This is a genomic window from Streptomyces minutiscleroticus (assembly GCF_014650875.1).
Lineage (GTDB): Bacteria > Actinomycetota > Actinomycetes > Streptomycetales > Streptomycetaceae > Streptomyces > Streptomyces minutiscleroticus.
Map to the genome: position 1 here is coordinate 70977 of NZ_BMVU01000017.1, position 18730 is coordinate 89706.

The 18730-nt window shown below is 70.3% G+C and carries 17 protein-coding genes; 3 read left to right on the forward strand and 14 right to left on the reverse strand.

The genetic code is table 11. The annotated features are described in order from the left end of the window. Both IE271_RS18535 and IE271_RS18540 read left to right on the forward strand, forming a co-directional pair. On the forward strand, positions 1-777 hold the full coding sequence (locus IE271_RS18535; RefSeq protein ID WP_190191461.1) for an SDR family oxidoreductase: 777 nt from the start codon (positions 1-3) through the stop codon (positions 775-777). A gap of 46 nt (positions 778-823) precedes the next feature. Then, positions 824-1600, forward strand: coding sequence for a cyclase family protein (locus IE271_RS18540; RefSeq protein WP_190191462.1), 777 nt, complete (start codon positions 824-826; stop codon positions 1598-1600). A gap of 565 nt (positions 1601-2165) precedes the next feature. On the opposite strand, the gene IE271_RS18545 is transcribed toward IE271_RS18540, so the two are convergent. From IE271_RS18545 to IE271_RS18580, 8 genes are read right to left on the reverse strand one after another with little or no spacing between them, the layout of a single operon-like run. Continuing rightward, the gene (locus tag IE271_RS18545; RefSeq protein WP_190191463.1) at positions 2166-3578 is read right to left on the reverse strand and encodes a M1 family metallopeptidase; all 1413 of its coding nucleotides are present in this window, start codon (positions 3576-3578) and stop codon (positions 2166-2168) included. Positions 3579-3628: 50 nt separating this feature from the next. Continuing rightward, entirely contained in the window at positions 3629-4981 is a 1353-nt protein-coding gene (locus IE271_RS18550; protein WP_190191464.1) for a condensation domain-containing protein, read from the reverse strand. Then, positions 4971-6716, reverse strand: coding sequence for a non-ribosomal peptide synthetase (locus IE271_RS18555; RefSeq protein ID WP_190191465.1), 1746 nt, complete (start codon positions 6714-6716; stop codon positions 4971-4973). Before IE271_RS18555 ends, IE271_RS18550 begins: the two co-directional genes overlap by 11 nt. Continuing rightward, entirely contained in the window at positions 6713-7549 is an 837-nt protein-coding gene (locus IE271_RS18560) for an O-methyltransferase (RefSeq protein ID WP_229919404.1), read from the reverse strand. Before IE271_RS18560 ends, IE271_RS18555 begins: the two co-directional genes overlap by 4 nt. Beyond that, positions 7539-8636: a MupA/Atu3671 family FMN-dependent luciferase-like monooxygenase gene (locus IE271_RS18565; protein ID WP_190191466.1), complete on the reverse strand. Its 1098-nt coding sequence runs from the start codon at positions 8634-8636 to the stop codon at positions 7539-7541. The genes IE271_RS18560 and IE271_RS18565 overlap by 11 nt, the downstream gene beginning before the upstream one ends. After that, positions 8620-10149, reverse strand: coding sequence for an amino acid adenylation domain-containing protein (locus IE271_RS18570; protein WP_229919405.1), 1530 nt, complete (start codon positions 10147-10149; stop codon positions 8620-8622). Before IE271_RS18570 ends, IE271_RS18565 begins: the two co-directional genes overlap by 17 nt. Further along, complete coding sequence (locus tag IE271_RS18575) at positions 10146-10394, reverse strand: acyl carrier protein (RefSeq protein WP_229919406.1); 249 nt, start codon at positions 10392-10394, stop codon at positions 10146-10148. The genes IE271_RS18570 and IE271_RS18575 overlap by 4 nt, the downstream gene beginning before the upstream one ends. A gap of 32 nt (positions 10395-10426) precedes the next feature. Beyond that, positions 10427-11797, reverse strand: coding sequence for a condensation domain-containing protein (locus IE271_RS18580; RefSeq protein ID WP_190191468.1), 1371 nt, complete (start codon positions 11795-11797; stop codon positions 10427-10429). Between the two features lie 148 nt (positions 11798-11945). Between IE271_RS18580 and IE271_RS18585 the strand changes: the two genes are divergently transcribed. Further along, a complete protein-coding gene (locus tag IE271_RS18585) occupies positions 11946-13169 on the forward strand; it encodes an MFS transporter (protein ID WP_190191469.1) in 1224 nt (407 codons plus the stop codon). A gap of 5 nt (positions 13170-13174) precedes the next feature. Here IE271_RS18585 and IE271_RS18590 read toward each other — a convergent pair whose 3' ends face one another. From IE271_RS18590 to IE271_RS18615, 6 genes are read right to left on the reverse strand one after another with little or no spacing between them, the layout of a single operon-like run. Beyond that, the gene (locus IE271_RS18590) at positions 13175-14497 is read right to left on the reverse strand and encodes an acyltransferase domain-containing protein (RefSeq protein WP_190191470.1); all 1323 of its coding nucleotides are present in this window, start codon (positions 14495-14497) and stop codon (positions 13175-13177) included. After that, positions 14494-15696: a class-II aminoacyl-tRNA synthetase family protein gene (locus tag IE271_RS18595; RefSeq protein WP_190191471.1), complete on the reverse strand. Its 1203-nt coding sequence runs from the start codon at positions 15694-15696 to the stop codon at positions 14494-14496. Before IE271_RS18595 ends, IE271_RS18590 begins: the two co-directional genes overlap by 4 nt. After that, positions 15693-16874, reverse strand: a complete 1182-nt coding sequence (locus IE271_RS18600; RefSeq protein ID WP_190191472.1) for an acyl-CoA dehydrogenase family protein — start codon at positions 16872-16874, stop codon at positions 15693-15695. The genes IE271_RS18595 and IE271_RS18600 overlap by 4 nt, the downstream gene beginning before the upstream one ends. Continuing rightward, on the reverse strand, positions 16859-17140 hold the full coding sequence (locus tag IE271_RS18605) for a phosphopantetheine-binding protein (RefSeq protein ID WP_190191473.1): 282 nt from the start codon (positions 17138-17140) through the stop codon (positions 16859-16861). Before IE271_RS18605 ends, IE271_RS18600 begins: the two co-directional genes overlap by 16 nt. After that, on the reverse strand, positions 17133-18005 hold the full coding sequence (locus tag IE271_RS18610) for a 3-hydroxyacyl-CoA dehydrogenase family protein (RefSeq protein WP_190191474.1): 873 nt from the start codon (positions 18003-18005) through the stop codon (positions 17133-17135). Before IE271_RS18610 ends, IE271_RS18605 begins: the two co-directional genes overlap by 8 nt. Then, a complete protein-coding gene (locus IE271_RS18615) occupies positions 17990-18721 on the reverse strand; it encodes a thioesterase II family protein (RefSeq protein ID WP_190191475.1) in 732 nt (243 codons plus the stop codon). Before IE271_RS18615 ends, IE271_RS18610 begins: the two co-directional genes overlap by 16 nt. Positions 18722-18730: the final 9 nt, after the last annotated feature.

The window sequence follows — 18730 nt, forward strand, 5'->3', positions numbered from 1 at the left end:
ATGGCGAACGGCACAACGACCCCGTGGCGGGCGAAGACGGCACTGGTGGCCGGAGGCACGCGGGGTGCGGGACTGGCCATTGCCCACGCCCTGGCGGCCCGCGGCTGCCGGGTGTATCTGGGATACGCTCATGACGAGACCGCGGCGAAGGAGGCGGTGGCCGAACTTGCGTCACTGCCCGGTCCGGTTACTGCTCTGCGGGGTGACGTCACGCTGACGAGCACCTTGCCGCGGCAGATTGCCCGGCTTCGGCAGGAGCACGGCCGCTTGGACATCTTCGTCCACAGCGTCTCCTCGTTCCACCGGATGAGCGCTGTTGCCCCGAAGCCGGAGGACATCCGCGCGGACCTTGCAACCGCGCTGGCACCGCTGACGCTGGGCGCGCGATCCCTGAAACGGGCCATGTCAGGCGGCCCGGGCCGTATCCTCGTCGTGACCAGCAACGGCTCCCGACGCGTCGTGCCCGACTACGTCAGCGCCGGCCTGGCAAAAGCAGCGTTGGAGGCGCAAGTCCGCTATCTGGCAGCGGAACTGGCGCCCTGCGGGATCACGGTCAATGCGGTGTCCACGGCCAAGCTCGACAAAGGACACGCGGACACCAGCGGGAATCCGGACGCCGAGGCAGTCGGGGCAGCACTGCAGCGGCGGACCCCGGCCGGACGGCTGACGACGCCCACGGACATCGCTGACGTCGCTGCCCTGCTCTGCGCGGATGAGGCCGGTTGGATACAGGGGCAGGTGCTCACGGCCGACGGCGGTTTGAGTCTGCTCGCCTGAGGTCCTCGATGCATGGCACCGCCATAAGGGACGGAGACAGGAACCCATGAGAATCATCGATCTGTCCACACCCGTCGACGCGTCCGGCTGGGAACCGGACCCGGTCGAGCATCAGATCTTGAGCCCCGCCGAAGGTGCTAAGCACATGAGTGAGGAGATGCGCACCCACTTCGGCGTGGAATTCGACCCGGCCGATCTGCCGGACCAGGAGTTGCTGTCGATCGACACCCTGACCCTGACCTCGCACACCGGCACCCACGTCGATGCTCCGTCGCACTATGGTTCCGTTGCCCGGTACGGAGACGGTCGGCCGCGCCACATAGACGAGCTGCCTCTGGAGTGGTTCTACGCCCCGGGCATGGTGCTGGACCTGGTTGACGCTGGACCGGGCGCCGTGGACGCGTCGTTCCTTCGCACCCGGCTGGACCGCGTCGGCCGGGACCCGGACCCCGGTGACATCGTCCTGCTGCGCACGGGCGCTGACAGGCTGGCCGGTACCCCGGCCTACTTCACCGACTTCACCGGCTTGGACGCCTCGGCCACACACCTGCTGCTGGACATGGGCGTCCGTGTGATCGGCACAGACGCATTCAGCCTGGACGCGCCGTTCCGACACATGATCAACCAGTTCCATGGGACGGGTGACAGAAGCGTCCTGTGGCCCGCCCACTTCGTGGGCCGGGACCGCGAGTACTGCCAGATCGAACGCCTCTTCGGACTTGACGCGCTGCCGGGGCCGACAGGATTCACCGTTGCTTGTTTCCCGGTGAAGATCAAGGGCGCTGGGGCGGGCTGGACCAGGGCGGTAGGCATCGTCCCGTGAACCTTCTGCGGCATGTGGCAACCAAGGTGACCGGCACCGGAGCAGGTACTGAAGCTGGTAGCCACCCCAACCGTAAAAGCCGACTCACGCATCAGCACAAGACAACGTGGCACAGGCCGGCGCCAAGACCGCAGGCTTCGGCACGGATGCCCGCCCCCCGCACGAGCGGACTGTCAGGAGGCGTACAACCGTCTGCCGGGCCGGAGGCTTGTGTCAGCGGAGACGCTTACTTGGTCCTCTGGGCTGCGTACGCCTTTGGAATCACTGATTATACCGCCGTGGCCCACTGGTCACTGTGGCGTGACCGGGTTACGCACGTCCCTGGGATCTCTCCCTGAGTGGTGGACACGCTGATACTGGATCTGCTTGATCCAGGCGAAGCGGGAAAGACCGCCGGTGGCGCCGAAGGACCACTCGGACGAGTTCAAGGCCGATGCCGTGGCCCTGCACGAGTCCGCGCCCGGAGCGACGTACAAAGGCATCGCCGCCGACCTCGGCGGCGACCGACCCGGGCCTTCGGCCATTTCACCCCCAAGCCGTGCTTCGCACACGCGCCGGTTGCGCACTACGGCTTCATGGACTCCCCCGGCCCCAGGTTCGGCTTCCCCCTCGTGGAAAGCCAGGTCCGGAACAGGTCGTCCAGTGGCTGCCCGGAGATCTCCTCCGCGAGCTGAATGAAGTCGGCGGTATCCGCATTGCCGTAGCGGTGCAGCTCCGCCCAGGTCGGCAGCAGCCTGAAGAACGCCGTGTCACCGATGCGTTCGCGCAACGCCTGCAAGGTCATCGCACCGCGCTGGTAGACCGCGGAGGCGAACATCGAGTCGCGTTGCGGGTCGGCCACCTCGGTCTGCCAGAAGGCGTTGTCGGCCGGACGGGCATCGTAAGCGGCGCGGAAGGAGTCGTGGGCGGTACGGGTGCCCTGGTGCTCGGCCCACAGCCACTGGGCGTAAGTCGCGAAGCCCTCATTGAGCCAGATGTCCTTCCAGCGCTTCACCGACACCGAGTCGCCGAACCACTGATGGGCCAGCTCGTGCACGATCGTCGTCTCGTTGCGCACGGCGGAGTAGATCGGCTTCGACTGCGCCTCCAGTGAGAACCCGGCCGCCGGCATGTCGTCGACGATCGCCCCGGTCTCCTCGAACGGATACGGACCGAAGACTTGCGACCAGTAGTCGGTGGCCGCGGCGGTGACGGCGTACACGTCCACGCTGTTGCTGCCGGCCAGCTTCGGATCGATCGCGACATGGATCGGGACACCGCCGGGTGTCCTCCCGCTCCTCACATCGAACTTCCCGATGGTCACGGTCGTGAGGTAGGTGGCCATGGGCCGGCTCTCCCGCCAGTGGGTGTAGGTCGAGTCGCCCTCGTCGTACGTGGAGAGAAGCCGGCCGTTGGAGACGGCGCTCAGGCCCTTGGGGGCACGGATCCGGATGTCGTAGGTCGCCTTGTCGGAAACATGGTCGCTGGACGGGAACCAGGTGGAAGCGGCGTTGGGTTCGCACGCCACGAAGACGCCGTCGTCGGTCTTCAGCCATCCGTAGTCGGAGCCGACGATCGGGCCGGACAGGGGGTGCGGAAGGCCACCGTAGGTGACGGTGACGGTGAAGGTGCGGTTCCCGGCGAGTGATCCGTGCGGGGTGATGCGCAATTCGTCGCCATCGTGCGTGAACGGGGCGTGTCTGCCATTGACCTCGACGCCTTTGACCTTCAGCTGCTGCAGGTCCAGGTCGAAGGAGGAGAGGTCCTGGATCGCGCGTGCGGTGATTGTCGTACGGCCGTCCAGGCGGCCCGACACCGGGTCGTACGCGATGTCGAGGTCGTAGTGACGGGCATCGAATCCGCCGTTGCCCAGCTGCGGGAAGTACGAATCGCCGATGCCGTCTGCCCCAGGGGCGGGGGCCGGGGAGGCGGCGACGACGAGCGAGGAGGCCACAGCAGCGGCAGCGGCCCGTGCGCGCGCCGAGCGGAACAGTTTCATGAGTCGTCCATTCGGGTTGACGGAGACGAGAGCAACGGAGACCTTGCGCTTCAGCGACGTCCTGCTGTCGTGCCCTCGGCCCGCTGCGGCAGGTTCTCGAAGGGACGCAGCGGGTCTGCGGTCGCGGTGGCGAGCAGGGTGCGGAAGCGGTCCGCGACGCGCTGGGCGGTTGCCGGCGTGAAGAGGTCGGTGCTGTATTCGAGGCGACCGGCGTAGCGTCCCGCGGAGAGGGTGAGGCTCAAGGAGAGGTCGAGCTTCGCCGTCGCGGTGTCGCCGAGCTCGGTGGTGACCGTGCAGCCGGGCAGGACGAGCGCGGTCCGGTCGCCCTCGTGGTAGCCGAACATCAATTGGAATACCGGGTTGAAAGCGGGATCACGGGCCGGGTTCAGCTCTTCCACCAACACCTCGAACGGCAGCGCCCGGTGGGCCATCGCCTGTCTGCTCTCGTCCCGGGCCAGGTGCACCAGCTCCCGGAACGTTGGCGCTTCGGACATCCGCAGGCGGTGAACGACTGTGTTCACGTACATGCCGATCACCGCGTACTGGGTCTCCCGCTGACGGCAGGTCATCGGAGTGCCGATGACGGTCTCGTCGCCGCCGCCCTCGGCCCGGATCAAGGCGGCGAAGGCGGCGAGCAGGACAGCGAACGGGGTCGCGCGGCAGGACCGGGCCAGCAGGGCGACCCGGTCGGTCACTGCGGAGTCGACGGTGAAGCGGACGTGGCCGCCCTCGAAGCTGCGCAGGGGCGGGCGGGGACGGTCGGCCGGGAGCGTTACCGGGGTACGGATGCCCGACAGGTGCTTCAGCCAGTACTCCCGGGCGGCGAGCAGCGCGCGGTCCGTCAGGCGAGCGGTCTGGTCCTCGGCATAGTCGGCGTACTGCTCCCGCAGTGGCGGCAGTCCGGGGGGCGACCCCGCGAGCAGGGCCGTGTAGAGGGCCGACAGCTCGCGCTGGAGGATGTCCAGGGACCAGCCGTCGCAGGCGATGTGGTGGAGCGTGAGGCACAGGCGGTGGCGGCGGGGTGCCACACGCACCAGCAGCGGGCGGATCACCGGATCCGTGCTCAGGTCGAACGGCCGCCTCGCCTCAGCGGCCGTTCGCCGGTCCGCCTCGGCCTCCGGGTCGTCGTACGCCGATACGTCCGCAAGAGGGATGCGCACTGGTGTCGCGGGGCGGACGAACTGGCGCAGGGCGCCCGACCGCACCCGGTAGCCGGTGCGCAGGATCTCGTGCCGGCGAAGAAGCTCGGTCAGGGCTTGTTCCAGCAGCCCGGCCCTGAGATCGCCGTCGATCCGGTGGACCAGCGGGACGTTGTAGACGGCCGACCCCGGATGGAGCCGGTCAAGGATCCACACCTGCCGCTGGGCGCTGGAGACAGCGCGGTCGCCTGGCTCAGCAGCCACGGGACACCTCAGCAGCCAGTCGGACGACCGTGGGGTCGTAGAGGAAGTCTCCCAGTGCTACTTCGGTGGCGAACCGGTTGTTGACCTGCGACACCAGCCGCATCGCCAGCAGTGAGTGCCCGCCCAGGGCGAAGAAGTCGTCGGTGACACCCACACGGTCCAGGCCCAGCAGCTCCGCCGTGAGCTCGGCGAGTTCCCGCTCCAGGTCGGTGCGCGGCTGTACGGCGTCGGTGTCGGGCCCCTCGGGCGGTGCCGGCGGCAGTGCCGCTCGGTCGATCTTCCCCGTTGCCGTCAGGGGCAGGGCGGAATGGACCATGAACGCGGACGGGACCATCCACTCGGGAAGTCGGCCGGCGAGGAACTCGCGCAGCCCGGCCGGCCGGGTGCCGGGAACCGCGGGCACCACATGGGCCACCAGCCGGCGTTCGCCCGCCGCGCCCTCCACGACCACGGCGAGCTGTCTGATGTCGGGGTGCCGGCCCAGCGTCGCCTCCACCTCGCCCGGCTCCACCCGGTAGCCTCGGATCTTGACCTGGTCGTCGATGCGGCCGAGGAACTCCAGCATCCCGTCCGCCCGGCAGCGCACCAGGTCTCCGGTGCGGTACATGCGCGCACCGGGCTCGGTGGCGAACGGGTCGGGCAGGAAGCGCTCTCGGGTCTGCTCGGGCTGTCCGGCGTATCCGCGGGCGACTCCGGGGCCGCCGATGAACAGCTCGCCCGCCGCCCCGTCCGCGACCGGCCGCAGTCCGGAGTCGAGAACGTAGCAGCTGGTGTTCGCTATGGGGCGGCCGATCGGCACCGACGTCGCGTCGGCAGGAACCGACTCGATCGGTCCGCAGACCGCGAAAGTGGTGGTCTCCGTGGGACCGTAGCCGTTCAGGAAGCGTGCCGGGCGGAGGTCCCGGGGGCTGCCGGCCAGCCGGCGCGCCCGGGAGGCGTCGACGACGTCCCCGCCGACCAGCAGGTTGCGCAGCCCGCGGAAACTGTCGGGCCGGTCGGTCATCACCTCGGTGAACAGCGCGGACGTGAGAAACATGGTGGTGATGCGGTGGGCGGCCAGCGCCGGTCCGAGCGCACCGGGCGTCAGCACGGTCTCGGCCGGGATCACGCACAGGGTGCCCCCGTGCAGCAGCGCGCCCCACACCTCGAAGGTGAACGCGTCGAACGACGGGTCGGCCACCTGGGCGATCCGCTCGTCGGGGCCGAAGCTCACGTAGTCGGTTCGGCAGACCAGACGCAGCACCGACCGGTGCTCGACCATGACTCCCTTGGGCCGGCCGGTCGACCCGGAGGTGAACAGCACGTACGCCAGCGCGCGGGAGTCGGCGGGCAGCGGCAGGGGGGTCGACGGCCATGCCGCCGCGAGGCGCAGTTCCTCACGGCTCACCGTCACGGTGGCCTGTGCGTCGGCCAGCATCTCCCGTTGCCGTTCCCGGGGGTGGCCGGGGCCGACGGGTACGTAGGCGCCGCCGGCCTTCAACACCGCGAGGACCGCGGTGACCATCTCGTGGCCGCGGTCCAGCAGCACGCCGACCCGCGATCCGGGCCCCACGCCCTGGGCGCGCAGCAGATGGGCCAGGCGGTTGGAGCGCTCGTCCAGTTCCGCGTACGTCACCCTGTGGTCTGCGTCGACGACGGCGACGGCATCCGGGCGCCCGCGCGCCTGCTCGGTGAAGAGCAGGGGAATCGTCGAGTCCGCCGGGAAGGGCGTCGTGGGGCCATGCAGAATGCTCACTTCGTCCGCTCCTGTTCCTTATCCGTCGGGTGCGCCTGTCCCGCCTGCGTGCGGGCGTCGTCGATGAGGTCGCCGTCGTAGCGGATGCGGCCGCCGGGGCCGGCGTACCGCGGTGGTCGCCCGCTGGTGCGGCGGATCATCGTGACGCTGTTCTGCCGGAGTTTGTGGGGCTCGAGGAGGTTGAGGATCTCCAGTTCGCCCGGTCTCGACCGCTGGAGCCCGGCCAGGTAGCGCAGGATCGCCTCGCCCTCCGGGTACGTCATCAGGTAGTGCAGGACCGCCACGCCGCCCTCGGGGTTGATGCGGTCCAGGAAGTGGTCGAGGAAGTACAGGCAGTCCCACGCGTCCACCCAGGCCAGGTCGATCGGTTCGAAGTCCGGCGGCAGCGCGGCGTCGCATGCGCGCAGCGGGGCGTCGACGATCGTGACCTGGTGCGTCAGTCCGAGGTCGTCCAGCACCTGCGCCACCTGCCGCGCGGAGGACTCCGCGATGGAGCCGTCGTCGACCGCGACGAAGACCGGGCGGTACGGTTCGAGGTAGCTCGCCGGTGCCGCCAGCGGTGGCTCGGCACGCAGCCAGGCATCGTCCAGCGGGGTCTCGCTGCTCAGGTACGAGCGGGTCTTGGCGGCGAGGGCCACTGACTCCTGCCGTACTCGGCGGCTCGTTCGGTCCAGGGCCGCAGCCAGGAACGGCGTGGTATAGCCCATGCCGACCTCCAGAACCCTGCGGGGGCGGGTGATGTCGACGAGGTTGGCCAGGAAGGGAGCGATGGTTTCGGTGCCCATGCCGGGCACACGCAGTGCGGCGACCGCCGTGTCGAAGTCAGTGGTCACCTGTCGCTCCCCGGTGGCGCAGGCCGGCCAGGCGTTCCAGACCGGCCAGGACGGTGTCGGCCGGCAGGCCGAAGTCGATCAGGCAGGCCACCTCGTCCACCCCTATGCGGCGCAGGCGCTCGATCACGCGGCGGGCCTTGGCGGGGGTTCCCAGCAGTCCGCCGTGGTCGAAGTAGCGGTCGAAGGAGCGCTGGACCAGGAAGTCGACGTCGGCGGGGCGCAGTCGCGCCGGGTCGATGCCGCGTCTTCCGTCCAGCCGTGAGCCCAGGAGCAGCCCGAGGGAGTCGTGCAGATAGCGGCGGAGCGGCTCCCCGACCAGTTCTTTGACTTCGTCCTCGTCGTCGCCCAGATAGGTGTGCACCATGAGGGCCACGTGGCCGCCGCCCGCGCTCGCGGTCCGGTACTCGGCGATATTGCGGGCGAGGTCGTCGATGTCCTGGCCCAGTAGGTGGGTGAGGATGCCGGCTCCCATGGCGCCGGCCCGGCGGAAGGTCTCGGTGTGGCCGGCGCTGGTGATCCAGACCGGCAGTTCGGGCTGGACCGGCTGGGGGTGGATGCGGACGCGCTGCTCGGCGCCGGTGCCGTCGCGGACGGTCAGGGTCTCGCCCCGCCACAAGCGGCGCACCTGCTCCGCGTGGTCCAGCACCAGGCTGCGCCGGTCGGCGTACGCCTCGGGGCGCAGCGCGAAGTCCACGGCGTGCCAGCCGGAGGCGAAGGAGACGCCGGCCCGCCCGTCGGAGAGGTTGTCCACCACGGACCATTCCTCGGCGATTCGCAGCGGATGGTGGAGCGGCGCCACGACGCTGCCCGCCCGGATCGCGACGCGTTCGGTGGCGACCGCCACCGCGGCACCGGTCACCGCCGGGTTCGGGTAGAGGCCGCCGAAGGGGTGGAAGTGGCGCTCCGGGGTCCACACCGCGGCGAAGCCGTGGGCGTCGGCGAAGCGGGCGCCGTCGAGCAGGAGTCCGTAGCGGTCGCTCTTGATCTCGTCGCTGTCGCCGGCGAAGTAGAACAGGCTCAGGTCGACGTCCGTCGACGGGACGGCATGGAGTGCGGTCGGGACGGACGGGTCAGGCGGAGACGGCATCGGTGACCTCCTCGGCGAGTTCGCGCAGCGCGGCCCTGTCGGTCTTGCCGTTGGCGTTGCGGGGCAGGGAGTCGAGGTGCAGGAAGCGTCGGGGGACGAGGTGGATCGGCAGCGCGCCGCGTAGGACGCGCAGCAGCTCGCGACGGGGGACGGGCTGCCCGGTGTAACCGGCGATCAGTTCGGTGACGCCGGCCTGGGTGATGGGCGCCACGACGGCTTCGTGCACCTCGGGCAGCCGCCGCAGCGCGGCCTCCACCTCGCCCGGCTCGATCCGGAAACCCCGGATTTTCATCTGATCGTCCAGACGGCCCAGATGGACCAGGTGGCCGCCCTCCAGGCGCACCCGGTCGCCGGTGCGGTAGTAGTGCCGGGGCTCCACCGGTCCCTCGCCGTGGTGGGCCAGGAAGCGGTCGGCATCGTCCCGGGGGTCCAGGTAGCCGTCGAAGCGCTGCGCTCCGCGCATGCACAGCTCGCCCGTCTCCGCGTCGACGAGGTGTTCCAGATGCTCGTAGGGGCGGCCTATGGGAACCGTGCCGTTGGAGGTGTGAGGCCACTGCCGTGGGTCGCGTGGCAGCCGGTACTCGGTGCAGGCGACGGTGAGTTCGGTCGGTCCGTAGAGGTTGTCGAGGGTGGAGTACGGAGCGGTCGCCCGCCAGGCGGCCGCTTGTTTGTAGGTGAGGGGCTCGCCGCAGAACACGCTGTGGCGCAGTGTGGTGGCCTTCCGGCCGGCGGGCAGCAGACCGAGCCCGGCGCTCACCGACACCGCCGAGGGCACGGAGAACCAGTGGGTGAGGCGGCGGCGGGTGGCGTAGTCGACCGGGCTGAACAGCTCGGAGCGGTCCGGTACGACCAGCGTGGCCCCGCCGCCCCAGGTGACGAAGAGGTCGAACACGGACAGATCGAAGGTCAGGTCGAAGGTGTGGGACATCCGGCAGCCCGGGCCGACCCCGAACCGTGCGATGTTGTGCTGGAGGAAGGGCAGCACATTGCGGTGCCGGATCGGTATGCCCTTGGGCCGCCCGGTCGTACCGGAGGTGAACAGGACGTAGGCCAGTCGGTCCGGCTGTGCCTCGTGCGGCGGCAGGTCCTCGCGCCGTGCGGCCGTGGGCGGTGACAGGACGTCGTCGTCCGTCAGCAGCAGGACCGGGAGACCGTCCGCCCACTGTGGCCCGCCGCGCTGCCACAGCTCCTTGTCGGCCACCACCACATCGACGTCGGCCAGCTCGCGGATGCGCCGGTTGCGGGCGGCCGGGTGCTCGGGGTGGAAGGGCACCACAGCCGCGCCGAGCCGCAGAGCGCCGAGGTACCCCGCGTATGCCACTGCGCTGCGGCCGGCCAGCAGACCGACCCGTGCCACACGGTCGCCGCAGGCGTCCCGGAGCAGGGCCGCGACCGTTTCGGCGGCGCGTCGGAGGCGGCGATAGGACACGTTCCCGGCGGGCAGTTCGACGGCCGCCGCCTGCGGGTGGCGGCCGGCCGCGGTGGCGAACATCCGGTACAGGCTGTCGCTCACAGGCCACCTGCCAGGAGCTGTGTCTGGGCGCGCACCGTAGGGTGCCGGAACAGGTCGGTGGCGCGCAGGCCACCGCCGCTGGGCAGCTCGTTGAGCTGTTCCCACAGCAGCAGCAACAGCAGCGAGTTCCCTCCGGCGTCGAAGAAGCCCACGTCGAGCGGTACGACGTCCGCGTCCACGCCGAGTGTCTCGGCCCAGGCGTCCCGGACCGCGCCGAGCAGACCGTCCCGGTCGTCCTCTCTCACCACTTCTTGTCCTCCTTTCGTCTCGTGTTCCGTCACTTCATGGCCTCCTGTGAAATCACTGCCGACACCCGGGTTCGCGGGGCGGCGGTCACCGCGTCGAGCAGCCGCTCGTAGTGCGCGGCGGCTTGCGCGATCGTGGTGGCGTCGAACAGATCGCGGTCGTACTCCCAGATGAATTCGATGTCCCGTTGCCGCTGCGGCCCGCGCCCTACGGCGGTCTGTTCCGCGTACGGGATCGCGATGACGTTCAGGTCGGCCTTGGCGCTGCCGTTGGTGAGGCCGGGGGTCACAACCGCGGTGAGACCCGGCATGCTGACCGGGCGCAGGGGTGCGTCGTGGAAGGAGAACAGCACCTCGCTGAAGGGTTGCCGGCCCGGCACCCGCGGTGGACGCAGAGCAGTGACCACGCGGTCGAAAGGGATGTCCTGGTGCGCCAGGGCGCCGAACGTGGCGTCGCGGACCCGGTCGAGCAGTTCGGCGAAGGTGGGGTCGCCCCGCAGGTCGGCCCTGAGGGCCACCGTGTTGACGATCATGCCGAGCAGCCGGTGGGTCTCGGGTCGGCTCCGGCCCGCCATTCCCGACCCGACGCAGAAGTCCTTCTGTCCCGACCAGTGGTGCAGCAGCACCTCGAAGGCGGCGAGCATCACCGTGAACAGGGAGACGCGCTGCTGTCTGGCCAGGGCACGTGCCCGGTCGGCGAGGTGTGCCGGGACGGTGAACCGGGGCGCGTCGCCGAGGAAGCGGCGCTTGGGGGTGCGAGGGTGGTCGGTGGGCAGGTCGAGATACGGCGGCATACCGTCGAGCTGCCGTTTCCAGTAGGCGAGCTGTGCCTCGGCCTCGGGTCCCTCGAGCCATGCCCGCTGCCGGGCCGCGAAATCGGCGAACTGCGGTGGCGCATCGGGCATCGGCGGTGAACCGCCGGTGACGTGGGCGGCGTACAGGGCGCACAGTTCCTCGACGAAGACGTTGAACGCCCAGCCGTCGTGAATCAGATGGTGCTCCAGGTGGAGCAGGACGGTCCGGTCCTCGGCGAGCCGCAGCAGCCGCCAGCGCACCAGGGGCAGGCGGTCCACGGGCAGGTCCGTGGCGATGGCCTCGTCGATCGCCGCCCGCGCCGCCGTCTCGGGGTCGGCCGCATCGCGCAGGTCGTCGACGGGGAGTTCGACCGGGTGCGGCGGGTGCACCAGTTGCCGGGGGCCTGCGGGGCCGTCGGTGAAGGTCGTGCGGTAGATCTCGTGCCGACGCACGACGTCGGTCAGGGCACGGGCGAGAGCTGTGGTGTCGAGTCTCCCGACGAGGTCGATCCGTGCCTGGAACTGGTAGGCACGGATGCCCGGATTGAGCCGCTCGACGAACAACAGCCGCTCCTGCGAGCACGACAGAGGTGCGTGCCAGTCGCTCATGTCCGAATCCATTTCATGCTCGTGACGCCGGCACGGCCGATCACTACTGTGAGGTCTTCGTGCCGACGAAGGGTGTGTGACCTGCGTGTCCGCCAAGCAGGGAAGCGACGACGGGCAGGGAGCCGCCCGCCGTGGGGGTGTTTGGCGTGTGCCTGACTTTCAGCGGTTGTGGGCCGCGCAGTCGATCAGTGAGACGGGCACCCAGATCGGCCAGCTCGCCGTGCCGCTGCTTGCCATCGGTGCGCTGGACGCGTCCGCCACCGAGCTCGGCTTCCTCAGCGGTGCCCGCATGCTGCCGTTCCTGGTGCTCGCCCTGCCCGCGGGCGCGTTGCTGGACCGGATCCGCCGGCTGCCGGTCCTCGTGGTCTCCGATGTGTGCCGGGCGCTGCTCCTGGCGAGCGTGCCCGTGGCGTACGCCTTGGACCTGCTCACGTTCGTCCAGCTGTATCTCGCCGTCCTGCTCGTCGGCGTCTTCACCGTGGCGTTCGATGTCGCCTACCAGAGCTATCTGCCCACGCTGGTGAGGCGCGAGGACCTCGCCGACGCCAACGCCAGGCTGACCGCCAGCGCCTCGGCGGCCGAGTTGGCCGGCCCGGCCGCTGCCGGTGTCCTGGCCGGGCTGCTGGGCGCGGCCGCGACCGTGCTGCTGGACGCCCTCAGCTTCCTCGTCTCGGGCCTGCTCTGCCGTGCCGTCCGGCACCGCGAGCCCGCACCGGAGCCCTCCGCCGGGGTTCGGAGGTCGCTGCGCAAGGAGGTGGGCGAGGGACTCGGCTTCGTGCTGCGCCACCCCGTCCTGCGCGCCGTGGCGGGCTGCGCCGCCCTGCTCAACCTCGGTTCGTCGATGCTGACGGTGCTGGTGACGCTGTACATGGTGCGTGAGCTGCACTACTCCTCCACCATGGTCGGCGTGATCTTCTCCTTGGGCGGGGCGGGATTGCTGGGCGGTGCGCTGTGCGCGGGCCGCGTCATCGACCGTCTGGGCTACGGTCGTTCCATCACCCTCGGCTCCGTGCTGTGCGGTGTCGGCCTGGCGGTGATGCCGCTGGCCTCGCCGGAGCTGAGCCTTCCGTTCCTGCTCGGTGGTCAGCTTCTGTTCGGCTTCGGCGTTCCGCTTTTCAACATCGCCCAGGTGACGCTGCGGCAGGCCCTCACCCCCGATCGACTGCGTGGGCGGATGAATGCGTCCATGCGGTTCGTGATCTGGAGCGTGATCGCGGTCGGCGGTCCCGTCGCGGGTCTGCTCGCCGAGACCATCGGCATGCGCGGGGCGATCGTCGTCGCGGCGGCCACCGGTGCCCTCGCCTGGCCGGCGTTGGTGGTCTCCCCCGTTCCGGCACTGCGCCGGCTGCCGCAGGTGCCCGAGCCGACCTGACACGCTCACGGCACTGCCACCTGTCGCCAGTCGATCTCCGCGCCGGCTGCCCAGAGCTGTCCCAGCGCGGTGAGCAGAAGCTCCGGTTCCGGACGGCTCTCGAAGACGCCCGGCAGCGTCTGCACGACAGACGCCGCCGCGGGCGGCCGGTCCGGGTGCTGCAGGGCGAGTCCGGACAGTGTCCGGCCCGGTCCCAGCTCCACCAGGAGCGGTCCGGGCAGCCGCCAGATCTCGGCCGCTTGGTCGACGAACCGGATCGCCCGGCTCAGCTGCCTCGCCCAGTAGCCGGGGCTGGTCGCCTCCTCGGTGCGCAACCAGGTCCCGGTCACGCTCGACAGCAAGGGCAGTGCGGGTGGCCGCAGCGGGAGCGTGTCGAGCAGCCTCTCCAGGGGGCCGGTGAGCGGCCGGGCCATCGGCGAGTGGAACGCGTGCGTTGTGGCCAGGCGCCGGCAGGCAAGACCGTGTGCGATCAGCTCCTGTGCGGTCTGCTCGATCGCCCCGACCGGCCCCGACAGCACGGTCTGCGCGGGACCGTTCAGTGCGGCGAGCGACACCGGCCCGCGGGCGTACCGTGCGAGCTGCTCGGGTCCGGCCATGACGGCGAGCATGGCCCCAGAGGGCAGCTCCTCCATCAGCCGGGCCCGCCGGGTGACCAGCCGCAGCGCGGGCTCGAGGGGAAGCACCCCCGCGACGCCGGCCGCGGCCAGCTCGCCGATGCTGTACCCGGCCAGCGCCGCCGGAGGCGCCCCGAGCGCGCCCAGAGCGCGGGCCAGCGCGTACTGCAACGCGAACATGAGCGGTTGCGCCAGGACCGTACGGTGGATCTCCTGCGCCTCTTCACGGCGGTCGTAGAGCGCGGCGAGGCCGGCCGGAGCCGAGCCCGTGCGGGCCGGATCTGCGGATGCGTCCGGTGGGAACAGCACCGGCCGCAGGTTCAGGTCGTGTTCGGCGCTCAACAGGTCGAAGCAGCGGTCGAGTTCGCTGCGGAACGCAGGAACGCACTGGTAGAGGCCGGCACCAAGCCCGGTGTACTGGTCGCCGACGCCGGCGAACAGAAACACGCGGGACGTGCGGTCGGCAGGGCCGGTGGTGAAGACCCGACGTGGATCGCGCCTGCGCAGTCGGCGGGCCGCGTCGGTCGGTGTGCTCGCGGCGACCGTGCGGCACAGGGACCGCCGGACCACGCGCGCCGTGTCCGGGACCGCCGGTAGACGGGCGAACCCGGTGTCGTCCAGGCCCTCCAGGGTTGTCACCAGCTCGTCGGTGGCCCTCTCCAGTTCCTCATGCGTCGGCGCGGTCAGCGTGAGCAGGCGCGCCGGCCCCGTCACGGGGCCACCGCCGCGCGCACGTCCTTGGGCCAGCCGCGCGCGTCCACACCGTGTCGGCACAGGAATGCGTAGGCGAGCCGTTCCAGGCCGAACCCCGCGCAGCCGCTGAAGACGGGTTCGCCCGTCTCGCCGGTGATGGCGAACGCCTTCGCGAAGTGCTGCTCGTGGTAGTTGAACGAGCCGACGGCGACGTCGCGTCCACCGTCCGCGTCGTCCAAGGGCAGCCGCAGCTCGTACTTCAGTTTCAGCAGCCGCTGGGACCAGGAGCGCTCCGTCGTGCCTTCCCCGAGGAAGAAGGGGTCACCGGCGACTTCGCACCGGCCGCCCAGTCCGAGGGACTCCATCAGGGCGTAAGTGCGTTCCATCAGCCTGCTGCGGCAGTCGAGGACGAAGTCCACCGGGCCCAGGAACACGACCTCGCGGATCGTGAAGTCCCACAGGCGCTCCAGTGAACGGTGGTACCGGGACTCGTGCCGGAACGACTTCCCGCGCGAGGTCACCACCAGCGACGGCGCCGGCAGCGATCCGTCCGCGTACTGGTGGTATGTGTGGAAGCACATCGTCGGCGGCAGACAGTGGTCGACCCCGCCGCCGTGCGCGCGCAGGCCCTCCGACAGGGTGGCCGCACCGCGGCCGGCCCGCCCCATGGTGTCCAGGAAACCGCGATAGCTGTCCACGTCGCCGTGCAGCCGGGACACGAACATCAGCAGTTGCGGAAAGGACTCGGCGTAACCGGTACGGAGCAGCGCGTCGGCCGGGAGCAGCGTGGGATAGCGGAATTCCTGCGCCGTGAACTCTGCCGCGGCCACGTCTCTGAGCCGTGCGTCGAGATGGTCCATCAGCGACAGGACCGGTTCGCCGACGGCGATCTGTCCCGGCCCGGACTCCGTGGCGGCGCCCATGGCCAGCAGTTCGTCGAACACGTCCCGTACCGGACCGGACGCGTCGGCGTGCCAGACCACTGCCGGCGCGGTCCTGCGCTGGCCCAGCACGTCACTCGCCACGATCACGTCCAGCTTGCGGCCGAGGTCCACCGGGTCGGTGGCGCGCGCCGCCAAGGTCACGTCGACGGCCGTGACCGCATCGCCTGAGGTGACCATGGAGAAGCCGGTGATCGCGTCCGAGGTGAAGTAGATCCGCCGGGCCAGTTCGTCGGCCAGGTCCAAGGGCACCGGCGTGGCCAAGGGAATCCTGGTCATCGCGGTTCGCCTCCCGACAGTGCGCCCCGCACGCCCAGCAGTTCGGCGAGGATGCCGCGCTGGACGGCGTTGGTTCCCGCGTAGACGGGGCCGCCGAGGGCGTCCCGCAGTTCCCGTTCGATTCCGTCGTCGGCCAGGTAGCCGCGCGCTCCGTGTACGTCGACCGCTCCCATGGCCGTCTGTACCAGGCTCTCGCTGATGAAGATTTTCGCCATCGTGGCCTCCGGCAGCGCCAGCCGGCCTTCCCGCTTCAGCCACCCCACCCGGTACAGCAGCAGGCGTGCCAGCTCCAGGCGGATCTTCATGTCCGCGATCGGGTGGGAGACCGCCTGGAACGTCCCGATGCTCCGGCGGAACTGATGCCGGGAGTTGGCGTGGCGCACCGAGGTCTCCAGCAGCCGCTCCATGGCTCCCACGTGGGCGGCGAACATGAAGGACCGCTCCCACTCGATGGCCGAGGTGAAGATGTGGTATCCGGCGCCCTCCCGGCCCAGCAGGTGCGAAGCGGGCACGGGTGTGCCGTCGAACTCGACGACGCCCATGGGCGTGCTGCGCAGTCCCATCTTCGGCAGCTCGCGTGCCTTGACGACTCCGGGCATGTCGCTGGTCACCAAGAACGCCGACAGCTGGTCCTGCGCGCGGGCAGCGCCGTCTCCGGTCCGTGCGAAGGCGACGAAGACGTCGGCGACCGGTCCGTTGCTGATGAAGCACTTGCCGCCGTGCAGCCGGTAGCCGTCCCCCTCGCGCCGCGCGGTCGTGGTCATGCTGAGGACATCCGAGCCGGCCTCGGGTTCGGACAGCGCCTGGGCGCCGATGAGGGTGCCCGCACTGAGCTGCGGCAGGAAGCGGCGCTTCTGCTCCTCGGTGCCGTGCAGCAGCAGATGGATCACGCAGGCCCACAGGTGGTTGTTGACGGCGAACACCAGTCCGTTGTCGCGGCACCCGTAGCCGAGCGCCTCCAGGGCGATGATCGTGGTCAGCGGGTCCAGGCCGCGCCCGCCGTACTCCCGGGGCACCGGCCAGCCCAGCACTCCGAAGTCGGCGCACCGCCGCCAGTCCTCCCGGGGAAAGTCGGCGGAGCGGTCGTGGGCGGCCGCGTCGCGGCCGAGTTCTTCGCGGGCGAACTCGACGATCTCCTTGCGGAGTCGCTGTTGCTCCTCGGTCAGTTCGAAGTCCATGCGGCGCCTCCCGCCGAGACCCGCCGGTCCGTCACGAACGCCGTGATCGCGTTCACCGACCAGAAGTTCGTGGAGTCGAGGTCCTTGTCGTCCACCCGGAGGCCGAAGGCCCGTTCGATCCACAGCAGCATCTGCACGGCGAAGAGCGAGTTCACGTACCCGCCGGCGAACAGGTCCTCGTCGTCGTCCAGGGGTTCGCCGTGCACGTGCCTCAGGATGAAGTCGCGTATCAGGCGCTTGTCGTCCTCGATCGTGTTCTCAGCCATGGTGTGCCTCTCCGAATCCGTAGGAATGGAAGCCCTGTTCCGTCTTCCTGCCGAGCAGTCCTGCGTCGACCAGCCGGCGCAGCAGCGGGCAGGGGCGGTACTTGGGGTCGTTGAACTCCTCGTGGAGGACCTGGAGCGACAGCAGGACGGTGTCCAGCCCGATGAGGTCGGCGGTCTCCAGAGGGCCCATCGTGTGCCCGAAGCACTCCTTGAACAGCCGGTCGACGTCGCGGGGGGTGGAGACTCCTTCGTGGACCAGGAACATGGCCTCGTTGAGGGTGAGCATCGCCACCCGGTTGGTCACAAAGCCCGGGGAGTCCGCCACGACGACATGCCGCCGTCCCGCCCCCTCCAGCAGTGCCCGCGTGTGCGCCAGGGTCGCGTCCGAGGTGTGGTGGCCGCGGATCACCTCGACCGTGGGTTTGAGCGGAGCCGGGTTCATGAAGTGCGTCCCGATCACCCGGTCGGGCCGGCCGGTGGCCGAGGCGACCCGGGTGATGGGGATCGCGGAGGTGTTGACGCCGAAGGGCACCTCGGGCCGGCACAGCGCGTCGAGTTCGCCGTAGAGCGGGCGCTTGACCGCCCAGTCCTCGGTGACCATCTCGAAGACGTAATCCGCACTGCGGAGATGTTCCAGGTCGGTGGTGAACCGGATGCGGCCGAGAACTTCCTGCGGCGGGCGGGACTTGGTCCCCGGGCGGACCAGCGGTGTGAGTCGTACGCTCGTGTCGATGCCGGTGCGTGCGGACTCGAGTGCGTGCTCCGCGATGTCCACGAGAACGACCTCGTGCCCGTGCTCGGCGAAGAGCTGTGCCACGCCGCTGCCCATGGTGCCGGCGCCCACGACGCCTATGCGGTCCACCATCGGCCTCCTTTCGTTGTGATCTCCCATACGGCGCGCAGGGCCTCCTGCCGCCTTTCGCGGAAATAGAAGTGGCCGCCGGGCAGGAGCCGGGGCTCCTCCATCGGCACACTGGTGTGTGCCGCCCAGTCGCCGGCCCGGTCCGTCCACGGTTCCCGCTCGCCGGCGAGGACGGTGACCGGCAGGTCCAGGGGGTGGCCAGGGGTGTGGCAGTAGCTCTCCAGGAGTGCGAAGTCGGCCCGGTAGCAGGCCAGGGTGTGCGCCCTCAGGGCGGGGTCGTCCCGGACGTGGTCCAAGGACTCCCCCCAGCGCCGCTCGACTTCCGCGCACAGCTCGTCATCCGGCAGAGTGCTCAGTGGGGAGCGCACCGGCCGCAGAGGGGGTGCGGGGCAGGAGGAGACGATCAACCGATCCGGCTGAGCCATGCCCCGCCGGCGCAGTTCCCGTGCCGTCTCGAACGCCACGAGCGCGCCGAGGCTGTGCCCGAGGAACACGAAGGGACCATCGAAGGAGACTTCCGACACCAGGGCGTCCACCAGCGGTCCGATCCGGGTGAAGGGGGGCTCGGCCAGGCGGGTGGTGCGGCCCGGCAGGTGCATTCCCCAGACCTGTACGCCGGGCAGGTCGTCGGACCAGCGCACGTACTCGCCGGGTGAGCCGCCGGCGTGCGGGAAGCAGTAGAGCGAGACGGCCGCTTCCGGCCGCCGGTGCCGTCGCACGGCCCACCG

What these genes read in the sequence shown, in the direction of transcription:
- IE271_RS18540 (WP_190191462.1), top strand. Translation starts at nt 824, where the DNA reads ATGAGAATCATCGATCTGTCCACACCCGTCGACGCGTCCGGCTGGGAA.
- IE271_RS18580 (WP_190191468.1), bottom strand. Translation starts at nt 11,797, where the DNA reads ATGAGCGACTGGCACGCACCTCTGTCGTGCTCGCAGGAGCGGCTGTTG.
- IE271_RS18595 (WP_190191471.1), bottom strand. Translation starts at nt 15,696, where the DNA reads ATGACCAGGATTCCCTTGGCCACGCCGGTGCCCTTGGACCTGGCCGAC.
- IE271_RS18605 (WP_190191473.1), bottom strand. Translation starts at nt 17,140, where the DNA reads ATGGCTGAGAACACGATCGAGGACGACAAGCGCCTGATACGCGACTTC.
- IE271_RS18545 (WP_190191463.1), bottom strand. Translation starts at nt 3,578, where the DNA reads ATGAAACTGTTCCGCTCGGCGCGCGCACGGGCCGCTGCCGCTGCTGTG.
- IE271_RS18565 (WP_190191466.1), bottom strand. Translation starts at nt 8,636, where the DNA reads ATGCCGTCTCCGCCTGACCCGTCCGTCCCGACCGCACTCCATGCCGTC.
- IE271_RS18600 (WP_190191472.1), bottom strand. Translation starts at nt 16,874, where the DNA reads ATGGACTTCGAACTGACCGAGGAGCAACAGCGACTCCGCAAGGAGATC.
- IE271_RS18535 (WP_190191461.1), top strand. Translation starts at nt 1, where the DNA reads ATGGCGAACGGCACAACGACCCCGTGGCGGGCGAAGACGGCACTGGTG.
- IE271_RS18610 (WP_190191474.1), bottom strand. Translation starts at nt 18,005, where the DNA reads ATGGTGGACCGCATAGGCGTCGTGGGCGCCGGCACCATGGGCAGCGGC.